This window comes from Actinomadura sp. NPDC048032, assembly GCF_040653175.1.
Taxonomy (GTDB): domain Bacteria; phylum Actinomycetota; class Actinomycetes; order Streptosporangiales; family Streptosporangiaceae; genus Spirillospora; species Spirillospora verrucosospora.
Genome location: NZ_JBEZJP010000240.1, coordinates 1 through 12,068, shown reverse-complemented (window position 1 = coordinate 12,068; position 12,068 = coordinate 1). Strand labels below are relative to the sequence as shown.

Below are 12,068 nucleotides of genomic sequence, written 5' to 3'. Positions count from 1 at the left end.
ACCGGTTTCCTCGCCATGGGAGCGGGCTGACCCCGGCGGAGGGTCAGTCGCCGACGGCGATCGGGTTGCCGGGGTCGGCCACCCAGTTCGACCACCCGGTGGACGTCTTGGGCAGCTCGGCGACGAACTCCACCGTGTCCGGCGCCTTATAGCGGGCGAGGCTCCCTCGGACGTGCTCGACGAGTTCGGCCTCGGTGGCGGTGCGCCCGTCGCGCAGAACCACGAACGCCTTGGGGCGCTCACCCCACCTGTCGTCCGGGACCGCGACGACGGCGACCTCCAGCACGGCCGGATGCGAGTCGATCGCCCGCTCGACCTCGACCGTGGAGATGTTCTCCCCGCCGGAGACGATGATGTCCTTGGACCGGTCGCGCAGTTCGACGTAGCCGTCGGGGTGCCGGACGCCGAGGTCGCCGGAGTGGAACCAGCCGCCGCGGAACGCGTGCGCGGTGGCCCGCTCGTCCCGGTGGTAGCCCTTCATGACGTTGTTGCCGCGCATGACGATCTCGCCGAGCGTCGTCCCGTCGGCCGGGACGTCGTTCATGTCGTCGTCGACGACGCGCAGCCCGTCGGTCTGGATCATGCCGACGCCCTGCCTGGCCAGCAGCCGGGCCCGGTCCCCGGCGGGCAGCCCCGCCCAGCCGGGCTGGGGCTCGCACACCGAGTAGGGCCCGTAGGTCTCGGTCAGCCCGTACACGTGCACGATGTCGGCCCCGAGCCCCTCCATCTGCCCGATGATCGTCGGGCTGGGCGGCGCGCCCGCCGTCGTGACGGTCAGCGGCCGCTCCAGCGGGTGCGCCTGCGCCGCGTTCGCGATCGTCACGAGGACGGTCGGGGCGCCGTTGAGATGGGTGACGCCCTCGGTGTCGATGAGCCGCCAGATCTCCGCGGCGACGACGGCGCGCAGGCACACCTGCGTCCCGCCGATCGCGGCGAGCGCCCACGGCGTGCACCAGCCGTTGCAGTGGAACATCGGCAGCGTCCACAGGTAGACGCTCTCGGGCGTGTGCCGCGAGTGCACGACCTCGCCGAGCGCGTTGAGGTAGGCGCCGCGGTGCGTGTAGACGACGCCCTTGGGCCGTCCCGTGGTGCCGGACGTGTAGTTGATCGAGATGGCGGCGTTCTCGTCCCGGACGGCCCAGGGCAGCGGATCGTCCGAGCCGCGCGCCGTCAGCTCCTCGTAGCCGATGCCGCCGACCGCCGGGTCGGGGTCGGCGCCGGCCGCGGGGATGGTGACCGTCAGGGGCAGGCCGCCCGCGAGCGGCGCCACCGACGGATGCAGCCCCGCGTCCACGACCAGCGCCTTCGCCCCGGAATGGTCGAGGATGTAGCGGATCTCGTCCGGCGCGAGCCGCGTGTTGATCGCGACGAGCACGGCCCCGGCGAGCGGCACGGCGAAGTGCGCGACGAGGAGCTCGGGGATGTTGGGCGCCAGGTAGGCGACCCGGTCCCCGGGCCCGACCCCCGAGGCGCGCAGCGCGTTCGCCAGCCGGGTCGTCTCGGCGGCGAACTCCGCGTAGGTGGCGCGCCGGTCCCCGTGGGCGTAGGCGGTCTTGCCGGAGAACACCTGCGCCGACCGTTCGAGGAACGCGAGCGGGGTGAGCGCCGTGTGACCCGGGCCGTTGTCCATCGGAAGCCTCCGGTGCCGTCGGATTGGCCTGCGTCTCCAGGATCCCACGCACACCCGTCCCCCACCCGGACGGCGGCTAGCGCTCGGCGTTGCGGGTCAGGATGGAGACCGCCCTGACGGTGGCGTACCCGCGCCACTCCAGTTCGGCGGCGGGCGAGTAGGACGCGAAGTCGACGCGCCATCCGCCGTCGTCCTCCTGCATGCCGTCGAGCCGTCGAAGCTCGGCGGCCACGACGTCCGGCTTGAAGAGGGACCGGGCGGGGCGTCCCGGGAAGGGCGCGAAGTCGAGCGGGCGCAGCGTCTCGTCCTCAAGGCCGCCCTCCACGTGGACGAGGCCGTCGTCCGGGATGTGCTCGCCGAGCAGGGCGACGGCCTCGGTGTCCTCGACGGCGTCGGCCAGCCACATGGCGAACTCCGCCTCCAGGGCGTGCAACGTGTCCTTGGCGCGGACGGTGTCGAGGCAGTAGCGGGTGGCGCGGTCGAGCCACGGGTGCTCTGCCACCGCCGAGTCGTGGACGGCGACGCGCTGCGCCATGGCCGCGACCACGGAGGTGATCTGCAGGGAGGAGGTCCCGGGGTCCGCCTCCACCCAGAACGGCGCACACCCCGCGGGGTCGGGGATGTGCAGAGCGAACGGCAGGCCGCCGTCGGGCAGCGTCACGGATTCCAGCCAGTCGCAGAGCGCGGCCGCCTCCGGCGCCGTCGCCGGCGCGAGCTCCTCGAAGACCTCGAACGCGTGCAGCGCGGGGCCCGGCTGGCTCGTCCGCGACCTCAGGTCCGGCTCGAGGCCGTGGCCGTATCCGCCGTCGGGGTTCCGGTAGGCGTTGAGCGCGGCGAGCAGCGCGTCCCGGTCGCCCTCCCCGGTCAGCAGGTCGAAGCGGCGGCGGTCCAGGGGACGCGCGTGCATGGCCATGAAGTCGGACGCCTTGGTCAGATCCATGCCTCAAGCCTGGCCGCCGCGGGCCCGCCCGTCTTGTAGGTTTCGGCCATCACCAGGTAAGGAACAGGTCCCTGGGCGAGCGGTGGATCAGGCTCGGCAGCATCTCCACCGGCTCCTCCACGCGCAGGCCCGGCAGCCGGGCGGTCAGCTCCTCCAGCGTGACGCGGACCTGCTCGCGGGCGAGCTGCGAGCCCGGGCAGGCATGGACTCCGTGCCCGAACGCCAGGTGCCGCGCCGGCTCGCGGGTGATGTCGAACTCGTCGGGGCGGTCGTGGGCCCCGGCGTCGCGTCCGGCGGCCGCGAACGCGACGAAGACCTCGGCGCCCGCGGGCAGGTCGGTGCCCGCCACCCGCACCGGCCGGGTCGTGACCCGCCGGAACCCCTGGATGGCGGTGTCGTAGCGCGCGACCTCCTCGACGGCCGCGGGGATCAGCTCGGGCCGGGCGCACAGCAGCTCCCACTGCTCCCGGTTCCGCAGCAGGTGCAGCACCGCCGTCCCGATGAGCGCCGTCGTCGTCAGGTGCCCGGCCAGCAGGATGTTCTGCAGGTTGGAGACGAGCGTGCCGTGCGGCTCGATCGCGCGCACCATCTCGCCGCACAGGTCGTCGCCCGGCTCCCGGCCCCTCACGTGCGCGTCCAGCACCCGCTTCATGTCCGCGACCCGCTCGGCGGCGGCGACCTGCTCGTCCGTGCTCATCGGCCGGAAGACCAGGTCCTCCGCCCGGTAGCTGCCCTCGATGAGAGCCGGCATCTCGCCCGGGTCGATGCCGAGCATGTGCCCGATCACCTCGCCCGGCAGGACGCGCGCGTACCGTCCCATCAGTTCGACGCGGCGGTCCCCGGCGAAGGAGGCGACCAGTTCCCGGGCCCGGCGGGTGATGAACGGGAGCGCCGCGGCGACGCGCTTCGGCGACAGCCCGCGCGTCAGCGGCTCGCGCACCCGCCGGTGGTCGTCGCCGTCCGCCGTGAGCACGACGGGGCGGCCCTGCGGCAGCGACCGCAGCACGGCGACCGCCTCGGGCCCCGGCACCACGTCCGGCCGCAGCGCGTTCGCCGAGGAGAACGTCTCCGGGTCGCGCAGCACCGCCCGCGCGTCGGCGTGCCGGGCGACGAGCCAGGCGTCCAGCTCGGGCACGAAGGTCAGCCCCTCGGTCTCGCGCGCCCGGGCGTAGAACGGGTACGGATCGGTCCGGTCGAACTCCACGGCGCCCCCTCCAGCGTCTGATCACCACCGTAGGAAAAGGAAATGCGGCTCGGGAAGGCCCCGGCCTAGCCTGGCCGGATGGACGTGAGTTTCGAGCGGACGGGTGGACGCCGGTACGCCACCGTCGTCAGGCTCCCCGGCCGGCACCCGCGTCGGATGGATCCCGCCCCCGGCTACGACGACCAGATCCCGCACGACCTCGTCCACTACCTGGTCGAGGCGGAGCTGGGCCTCACGTCCGGCGTGTTCGGACGCGCCGCGGCGGGCGGCGGCGAGGGCTTCAACGAGACGGTCGAGGCGTCCGGTGACGCGCGGCGGCGGGCCAGGGAGCAGCGGCGGCTGAAGAAGCGGGAGGCCTTCCTCAACCGGTCCGACCCCGGTGACATGGGAAGGTCGGAGCACCTGGCGGGCCTGTGCGACCTCGCCTGGCGCCGCCGCGCCGGCGCCCGGACCCCCGCGTGGGCCGAGCGCCGGCCGATCCCGCCCGAGGACAGGCCCGCGGTCGACCGCGTGCTGGCCCGGCTGGACGAGCTGTCGCCGCTCTGGCGCGACCTGCCCGTCGGCGGGTCGCTCACCTTCACCTGGCCCCGGACGACCCCGTCCACCGGCCTTCCGTCCTAGCCCGCCCGCAGCGACAGGCCCAGCGTCTTGAACTGCTCGACCGGACGGTGGTAGCCGCGCTCGATGTGGTGCACGCCGCGGAGCGTGGACGGCCCCTCCGCGACCGCCGCCGCCAGGACGGCCGAGAACCCGGCCCGGATGTCGGGCATGGTCACGTCGCCGCCGCGGAGCTTGGTCACCCCGCGCACCACCGCCGAGTGCAGCGCCGCCGTGTCGTGGTACCGGCAGGCGGGGCCGCCCAGGCACGTGTCGTAGACCTCGATCTCCGCGCCCATGCTCTGCAGCGCCGGGACGTAGGCGAGCCGGTTCTCGTACACGGTCTCGTGCAGCACCGACATGCCGTCGGCCTGGGTGAACAGCACCATCAGCGGCGTCTGCCAGTCCGTCGCGAACCCGGGGTGGGTGTCGGTCTGCACCGCCGCGGGACGCAGGCCGCCGGGAGCCGACGCCATGATCCATTCGTCGGTGATCTCGAACTCGGCGCCCATCCTGGTCAGCGTCGTGATGGCGGTGACGAGCCGGTCCTGCTGGCACCCGTGCACCCGCACCTCGCCCCCCGTCACCAGGCCCGCGACCAGGTAGGAGAACGCCTCGATCCGGTCGCCGCCCAGCCGCGTCTGCGCGCCGCTCAGCCGCTCGACGCCCTCCACGACGATGCGCCGGTCGGGGGCGAAGGAGATCCGCGCGCCCATCCGCTGCAGGAACAGCGCCAGCTCGGTGATCTCCGGCTCGGTCGCCGCGTTGCGGATGACGGTCTTGCCCTCGGCCCGCACCGCCGCCAGCAGCACCGTCTCGGTCGCGCCGACGCTCGGGTACGGCAGTTCGATGCGCGTCCCGACGAGGCGCGTGGCGTGCGCGTGGATCCCGTCGGAGGCGTGCGACACCTCGGCCCCGAACGCCCGCAGCGCCTCCACGTGGAAGTCGACCGGCCGCCGCCCGATGGGGTCGCCCCCGACCAGCGGCACGAACGCCTCTCCGGCCAGGTGCAGCAGCGGGCCCAGCATCAGGATCGGGATGCGGTTCAGCCCGGTGAAGGCCTTGCCGACGCTCGGGTCCGACACCGGTCCCGGCACGACGGTCACGTCGCCGCCGGACCTCTCCACGGTCATCCCGACGTGCTCCAGCATCCCCGCGGTGATGCCGACCTCGCCGACGTCCGGCGCGTTGCCGATCGTGCTCGGCCCGTCCCCGAGCATCGCGGCGACCATGTGCTTGCTGACCGCGTTCTTCGCCCCGCGCACGGTGACGTCCCCGCGAAGCGGCCCCGACGGCTCGATGTGCCACAACTTCTCAGTCACCCGAGCAGCCTACGGCGTCCAGGGCGGCCGCCCACCGATTTCGCCGCAACCCCGGCGGTCCGCCGGGTGACGCGGATCACCGGGTCAGGGCCGGTCGACCAGCAGATCGGCGGCGAAGCCGAGGAAGGCCGCCCCGCTGAGCCGCTCCAACCGCCGCCGCAGCGACGGGCGCCGCAGCCGCTCCCCCATCGCCGCGGCCGCGCCCGACACGAGCCAGAACCAGACCGCCAGCTCGGCCACGTCGATCGCGGTGAACAGGACCGTCATGCCGAACACCGGCGCCCCGTCCGGCATGAACTGCGGGACGAGGCTCATGTAGAAGACGCCCGCCTTGGGGTTCAGCAGGTTGGTCCCGATCCCCGCGCGGAAGGCCGCACGCCGTCCTGCGGCCACGACGGGCTCCGGAGCCTCGTCCTCGCCTCTCCGCCTGACACCCCAGAGCGCCCTCGCCCCGAGCCAGACCAGGTAGGCGGCGCCGCAGACCCGCACCGCGGTGTAGGCGACGTGCGAGGCGGTCAGCAATGCGGTCAATCCGGCCGCGGTCGCGAGCCCCCACACCGCGCAGCCGGTCATGATGCCGAGCGCCGCCGCCAGCCCGCAGCCGCGTCCATGCGCGGCGGAGGTCCGCAGCACCAGGAACGTGTCGAGCCCCGGCACCACGTTGACGATCATCGCTGCGACGGCGAAGGCGAGTGCGGCCGTGATCATGAGCGAATGCTACGACGCCCCTGACGGCCGCACCACGCCCCCGACTCACGGGGTCACAGGATGCCCCGCGCGGCGAACGCCTCCCGCGCGGACCGCGCGGCCGCCGCGCCGTAGAGGCGCTGGGCCGCCGCGACGGTCGCCTCGGCGGCGGCCTTGAACGAGGTGTCCGGCGCGAACGCGAACTGCGCCTCGACGATCAGCGTGCTCGCCTTGGTGTCGCCGAGCGACCGGCGGATGTCCCAGAGGGCGCGCGACCAGATCTCACCGTCGGCGTGGACCTCACCGCGAACGTCCTCGGGGTAGTGCTTCGTCCCGTCCAGCCTCCGCAGGCAGTGCGTGGGCCCGGACGTGTAGGAGACCGAGTCCCAGTCGGCGACGCACGGCTCCGGGGTTCTGGTCGGTGTGCCGGTCGCCCAGCTGGTGACCGCCACCGCCAGGTAGTCGCCGAACGCCTCCCCGATCGCGCCCGACTCCAGGTTCGTGCCGAACCCGGTGACCTGGCCGTCCTGCACGGAGTGGCCGTACTCGTGGACGATCACCTCGGCGTCCTCGGCGTCGTCCACCCCGCCCTTGCCGAGCGTGATGTTCGCCTTGTCGGGGCGGAAGAAGGAGTTGTCGCCGCCGTACTGGTTGATCCGCATCTCGATCTGCCGCTGGTTCACCGGGCGCAGACCGGACCCGAACCCGAGGTGCTGCAGGTAGCGCTGCGCGGTCGTCACCCAGTAATAGCCCATCACCTGCTCGAACTGGTCGGAGTCGCGGTGGTAGGCGGGCAGCGCGCCGCCGTCGATCCGGGCGGCGCTGCCGGTCTCGCTCTTGACGCGCACGTACCGGCCGGTGAGCGAGCCGGACCCGTCGAGGTCGGTGAGGGTCACCTGCCGGTAGGCGGGCGCGAGGGCGGCGTAGTCGGCGTCCTTCGCGTCGGTGAGGGACTGGTCGCCGAGTTGCTGGACGGGGTTGGGGGAGAAGGCGGTCCCGGTGGCGGTCGCACCGAAGTCCGCGGCAGACGCCGCCGGCAGCGCGGCCATGAGGGGAAACGCGGCCACGGCCGCCAGGGCGAAACGTCGTGTGTTACGCATGGGCGGACGGTACGGCCAGGCCCCGCAGGGGGACAGGTCCAATCCGCGCCGGGTCCAAGTCTGTCTGGCATCGCCCGTTGGCGGTCCCGAACACTGGCGACGTTTGTGCTGGTGCCCGCACCGAGGGCAGGAGTAGCACGGCGTTCCAGGCACGACGGCGGGTCAGGACGTCGAGGCGGCGCTCTCCGTCCAGGAGTCGGCGAGCGCGCACAGCTCCTCGAGCGCCGCCTCGACGCGCTCCCGGTCGCCGGTGGTGAGGAAGTCGGTCTGCAGACCGGAGTAGGCGCCGTTGAGGAACGTCGCCTTGACGCGGGCGGGACCAGGGGCGAGGCCGCGGGCGGCCAGAGCCCCGGCGACGAAATCGGCGCGTTCCGCCAGGAACGCCGGAACCCTGTCGCCGAGGCGGCCGGCCGCCGCGAGTCCTTCGATCTCGAGCACGAGCCGGGTCCGCGCGATGTTCTCCGGGGCCAGGTGGCGGTCCCAGGAGTCACGGACGATGGCGCCGATTCCGCGCGCGGTGTCGTCCCAGCCCTCGGTCGCGTGGAGCTGCTCGTGCTGGACCTCGTCCAGGCGCTTCAGCAGGCCGGCGAGGAGCGCGTCCTTGTCGGCGAAGTGGTGGGTCAGGACGCGCGTGCTCTGCCCGAGCGCCTGGGCGATCGGACGCATCGACAGGCCGGACATCCCGTGCTCGGCGAGGTGGTCGAGCACCGCGTCGAGGATCTCGGTGCGCCGGTGGGGGTCGCGCGGCCTCGGCACTGGCGGGTTCCCTTCCGTGGTCGGGCGTCCAGCCTATAGGGTAACGAGTGTTACCTTAACTGCATGCCCCTCGTCCGACGCCCCGGCGGCCGGCTCCCGATCGCCGCGCTCGCGCTGACCGCCTTCGCCCTCCAGACCGACGACTTCGTGATCGTCGGCGTGCTGCCGTCCATCGCGCACGGCCTGTCGGTCGGCGAGGCCTCGGCCGGGCAGCTCGTGACCGTCTTCTCCGTCATCTGCGCTGTGATCGCGCCGGTGGCGGCCGTGGCCACGGCGTCCTGGTCGCGGCGGCGCCTGCTGACCGGCGGGATGCTGGTCTTCTGCGCCGCCAACCTCGCCGTCCCGCTCGCCGCGTCGTATCCGGCGCTGATGGCGCTGCGGGTGCTGGCCGCGCTCGCCGCCGCGGTCGTCCTGCCCGCCGTCTTCGCGGTCACCGCCGCTCTCTCCGCACCGGAACGCCGGGGCCGCGACCTGGCCACCGTCATGGCCGGACTGACCCGCGCGGTCGTCGCCGGCGTCCCGCTCGGAACGTGGGTCGGCGCGGCGCTCGGCTGGCAGGCCACGTTCGTGACGGGCGGGCTCCTCGGCCTCGCCGCCCTGGCCTTCCTGCGCGCCGCCGTGCCGGAGACGGCAGCGCCGCCCGCAGCGGGCCTGGGCGAACGACTGCGCCCCCTGGCTTGCCCCGCGATCCTGTACGTGCTGCTCGCCGCCGTCGCCGCGGTGCTCGGCAACCTGATGCTCCAGACGTACCTGGCGCCGTTCCTGGACGACGTCGCGGGCGTGACCCCGTCCGGCCTCGGCGGTCTCCTGGTGCTCACCGGCGTCGCGGGCATCGCGGGCGGGCGGCTCAGCGGCGCCCTGGTCGACCGCTTCGGCCCGGTGAGGACGTTCGCCATCGCCGTCGCCGCCTTCACCGCGGCGATGGCGGGACTGGCGCTGGCCTGGTCGCTGCGCCCGGCGCACCTGACGTTCGGCCTCGTCCCGCTCCTGGTGTGGTCGGCAGCGGCCTGGGCGGTGCCCCCGCCCGTCCAGACGCGCCTTCTGGCGCTGGCCGGTGCGAAGACCGGCCCGCAAGTGCTGGCGCTCAGCAGCAGCGCCGTCTACGCGGGCGCCTCGCTCGGCGCGGGCCTCGGCGGCTGGCTGCTCGGCACTCTGGGTTCGGGCGCGCTGCCGCTCGCCGCGGCGGCCTGCTCGCTGGGAGCGTTGGGCCTTTTCGGGCTCGCTCAGCGCGGCGCATCCGAACCCGTCCCGGACAGCGGGATCGGAGCCGCCGAGGACCGCGGGGCGAACGTCTGACCTGCGGGGCGGCCGCGCCGGTGCGAGTGTGTGGGTTGGCACCGGCGCGACCATGATCCCGACCGCGGTCGAGCGGTCCAATTCTGCCGCATCCCAGGTTGCACAGGGGTTGCGCCGCCACCAGGTGTCGCGGACGCCACAGGAACCTCGCCGCGGGGTTGACGGGCCTGGGCAGGTCGCGGAGTTTCGAGGCGAACAGGCGATCATCCCAGCGACAGCCGCGAGGAGCCACGTGACGTCGACCGATCACCCGCGCTACCCGTTCCCGTGCCAGGACGTCCCGGTCGACGGTCGTCGCCCCGACGATCCGATGGGGCTGTCCCCTCTCTACGAGGGGCTCGCGCCCGTCACGCGGGTCCGCCTTCCGGAAGGACACGAGGCGTTCCTGGTCACGGGGCATAGGGAGTGCGTGCGCGTTCTGCGCGAGCAGGACACGTTCCGTCGCGCGGGCGCCGACGCGATCCCGCCTTACCCGCCCACCTCCCCGACGATGCTGGCACGGGACGGTCGGGAGCATCGCGTGCACCGGGACCTGGTCGGCAACGCCTTCGCACCCGCCCGGATCGACCGGTACCGGCCGATCGGCGACCGGCTCATCACCGGGCTGCTCGACTCGCTCGCCCGCGCGGGCGGCCCGATCGAGGTCAACGAGCAACTCGCCCTGCCCCTCACTCTCGGCGTCATCGGCAGCGTGATGGACCTGCCGGACGACGACCTGCCGCTGTTCAGGAGGTGGGGCGACATGTTCCTGTCCACGGGCGAGAACCGCGCCGCCGAGAACGAGCGCGCGGTGCTGGAGATGAGCGGCTACATGGCCGAGCGCCTCGGCGGACTCATGGCGGACGCGGAACCCGGCTCCGAGAAGGGCGGCCTCCTCTCCGTGATCGCCGCAAACGCCGTCCGCCGGCGCACGAGCTTGGAGGAGGCAGCGCTCCTGGCCGCGAGCCTCGTTGTCGCGGGCTGGGAGACCACGGCCGCCGCGATCGCGGGCTTCCTGTTCCGGCTGCTCACCACCCGGCAGGACGGTGGCGAGACCCTCTACCGCCTCCTCGCGGCCCATCCCGATCGCATCCCCGGCGCGGTCGAGGAACTGCTGCGCACCACCCCCGGCACCGCGTTCGAATCCGCGCAGCCGCGTCGGGCCGTCCGCGAGGTGGAACTCGGGGGCGTCCGGCTGCGCGAGGGTGACCTGGTGATTCCGGCGACCGACCGCGCCAACCGCGATCCGGCCGTGTTCGAAGACCCCGAGCGCATCGACCTTGGGCGCGCCCGGAACCCCCACCTCGCCTTCGGAGCCGGCCCCCACGTGTGCCTGGGCGCGCCGCTGGCCCGCCTGGAGCTGACCACCGTCCTGCGCGAACTGACCCGCCGCTTCCCGGATGCCCGGCTGCATCACGCACCGCACGAGGTCGTCTGGAACACCGTCACGTTGATCCGCCATCCGGCGGAGCTCTGGCTCGACCTGGAGCCACCGGAACGGGACGGGTGACCTATCCTGGCCACCATGATCGATCCAGCGCCCGAATGGGAACAGCGCATGGCAAGCCTCTGGGGCGCCTTCGACGACCACGAGCCCGCCGACTTCCTCCGGAAGGTCCAGGCCCTGACCGCCGAGCTTCCGCCCGGCGACGCCATCGGCGAGTACGAGCTGGCGTCCGCGCACGACTCGACCGGCAACGAGGCGGAGGCCGCCGACCACTACCAGCGGGCCTTCGCCGCCGGCCTCCCCGAAGCGCGGCGCAGGCAGGCCGTGATCCAGTACGCCAGCACGCTCCGCAATCTCGGCCGGGCCGAGGAGAGCGTCGCCCTCCTGACCGCGGAGCGCGAGGCCGGCTCGGACGAGCTCGACGACGCCGTCACCGCGTTCCTCGCACTCGCGCTCACCGACGTCGGTCGCGAACGCGAGGCAGCGGGCCTGGCGTTGGGCGCCCTGTCCCGCCACCTCCCCCGCTACAACCGCTCCCTCTCCAACTACGCGAAGGCCCTGACCCAGGACGCCCCCACCAACTAGGTGCCGCATCCCGCAGTCCTGTCGACGCGGATGCCCGACGATTGGCCGCTCTACGCGGTGCGCCCGCGATGGTGGCTGCAACCACGCAGAAAGCCAGGCCCGCGGCGCGTCGGTGTCGCTGGTCTGGAAGCGGACGTAGGCCCACCCCAGTGCGATTTGCTGTCCTCCCCTAGGCCACAGGAGGCCCGGCCCAGGGCTAGCCAAACGGCTCGGCATCACAACGCGACCCGTGCAGCAGAAGGCCCGTGCAGCAGAAGGCCCGTGCGACAGGACATGGTTCGCAACTCGCTCCAGCGCCGCCGGGACCGGACGGCGCGACAGCCGGCGAGCCGCCCGTGCGCGCGACCGCATCCTCGCGACTGCGGCATCGCGTGCAGGGCGCCGGTCGATGACCACGCCGAAAATCGGTCCGAGTGTAATCTTCTGCCGAAAATGAGAAAGGCCCCGCCGGTAACGGCGGCGCCTTTCTACAATATGTGTCCGGCGGCGTCCTACTCTCCCACACGGTCTCCCATGCAGTACCAT

The 12,068-nt window shown here is 73.3% G+C and carries 11 protein-coding genes; 4 read left to right on the top strand and 7 right to left on the bottom strand.

Translation table 11 applies throughout. The features are described from left to right. Positions 1-43 precede the first annotated feature (43 nt). The 3 genes from AB0C69_RS26610 to AB0C69_RS26600 all read right to left on the bottom strand — a co-directional run bounded on the left by AB0C69_RS26610 (position 44) and on the right by AB0C69_RS26600 (position 3,774). The gene (locus AB0C69_RS26610) at positions 44-1,630 is read right to left on the bottom strand and encodes an AMP-binding protein (RefSeq protein ID WP_360357908.1); all 1,587 of its coding nucleotides are present in this window, start codon (positions 1,628-1,630) and stop codon (positions 44-46) included. A gap of 76 nt (positions 1,631-1,706) precedes the next feature. Next, positions 1,707-2,570 carry a hypothetical protein gene (locus AB0C69_RS26605; RefSeq protein ID WP_360357906.1) on the bottom strand — a complete coding sequence of 288 codons (864 nt, stop codon included), beginning with the start codon at positions 2,568-2,570 and terminating at the stop codon, positions 1,707-1,709. A gap of 49 nt (positions 2,571-2,619) precedes the next feature. Next, positions 2,620-3,774, bottom strand: coding sequence for a cytochrome P450 (locus AB0C69_RS26600; RefSeq protein ID WP_360357904.1), 1,155 nt, complete (start codon positions 3,772-3,774; stop codon positions 2,620-2,622). A 78-nt stretch (positions 3,775-3,852) separates the two neighbouring features. Between AB0C69_RS26600 and AB0C69_RS26595 the strand changes: the two genes are divergently transcribed. Continuing rightward, entirely contained in the window at positions 3,853-4,395 is a 543-nt protein-coding gene (locus AB0C69_RS26595) for a hypothetical protein (RefSeq protein ID WP_360357902.1), read from the top strand. Here AB0C69_RS26595 and murA read toward each other — a convergent pair. The 4 genes from murA to AB0C69_RS26575 all read right to left on the bottom strand — a co-directional run bounded on the left by murA (position 4,392) and on the right by AB0C69_RS26575 (position 8,236). After that, entirely contained in the window at positions 4,392-5,693 is a 1,302-nt protein-coding gene (gene murA / locus AB0C69_RS26590; protein ID WP_360357900.1) for a UDP-N-acetylglucosamine 1-carboxyvinyltransferase, read from the bottom strand. The genes AB0C69_RS26595 and murA overlap by 4 nt on opposite strands. An 84-nt stretch (positions 5,694-5,777) precedes the next feature. Further along, a complete protein-coding gene (locus AB0C69_RS26585) occupies positions 5,778-6,401 on the bottom strand; it encodes a LysE family translocator (protein ID WP_360357899.1) in 624 nt (207 codons plus the stop codon). Positions 6,402-6,454: 53 nt separating this feature from the next. Continuing rightward, entirely contained in the window at positions 6,455-7,480 is a 1,026-nt protein-coding gene (locus AB0C69_RS26580) for a M4 family metallopeptidase (RefSeq protein WP_360357897.1), read from the bottom strand. 162 nt (positions 7,481-7,642) lie between these two features. Then, positions 7,643-8,236: a TetR family transcriptional regulator gene (locus AB0C69_RS26575; protein ID WP_353835498.1), complete on the bottom strand. Its 594-nt coding sequence runs from the start codon at positions 8,234-8,236 to the stop codon at positions 7,643-7,645. Positions 8,237-8,299: 63 nt separating this feature from the next. On the opposite strand from AB0C69_RS26575, the gene AB0C69_RS26570 reads away from it, so the two are divergent. From AB0C69_RS26570 to AB0C69_RS26560, 3 genes are all read left to right on the top strand, one after another. Continuing rightward, on the top strand, positions 8,300-9,532 hold the full coding sequence (locus AB0C69_RS26570; RefSeq protein ID WP_360357895.1) for an MFS transporter: 1,233 nt from the start codon (positions 8,300-8,302) through the stop codon (positions 9,530-9,532). A gap of 232 nt (positions 9,533-9,764) precedes the next feature. Beyond that, positions 9,765-11,021: a cytochrome P450 gene (locus AB0C69_RS26565; protein WP_360357893.1), complete on the top strand. Its 1,257-nt coding sequence runs from the start codon at positions 9,765-9,767 to the stop codon at positions 11,019-11,021. Positions 11,022-11,036: 15 nt separating this feature from the next. Beyond that, complete coding sequence (locus AB0C69_RS26560) at positions 11,037-11,543, top strand: tetratricopeptide repeat protein (RefSeq protein ID WP_360357892.1); 507 nt, start codon at positions 11,037-11,039, stop codon at positions 11,541-11,543. Positions 11,544-12,068: the final 525 nt, after the last annotated feature.

Coding starts and splice junctions, on each gene's coding strand:
- AB0C69_RS26610 (WP_360357908.1), bottom strand. CDS start 1,630: ATGGACAACGGCCCGGGTCACACGGCGCTCACCCCGCTCGCGTTCCTC.
- AB0C69_RS26605 (WP_360357906.1), bottom strand. CDS start 2,570: ATGGATCTGACCAAGGCGTCCGACTTCATGGCCATGCACGCGCGTCCC.
- AB0C69_RS26595 (WP_360357902.1), top strand. CDS start 3,853: ATGGACGTGAGTTTCGAGCGGACGGGTGGACGCCGGTACGCCACCGTC.
- AB0C69_RS26585 (WP_360357899.1), bottom strand. CDS start 6,401: ATGATCACGGCCGCACTCGCCTTCGCCGTCGCAGCGATGATCGTCAAC.
- AB0C69_RS26580 (WP_360357897.1), bottom strand. CDS start 7,480: ATGCGTAACACACGACGTTTCGCCCTGGCGGCCGTGGCCGCGTTTCCC.
- AB0C69_RS26570 (WP_360357895.1), top strand. CDS start 8,300: ATGCCCCTCGTCCGACGCCCCGGCGGCCGGCTCCCGATCGCCGCGCTC.
- AB0C69_RS26560 (WP_360357892.1), top strand. CDS start 11,037: ATGATCGATCCAGCGCCCGAATGGGAACAGCGCATGGCAAGCCTCTGG.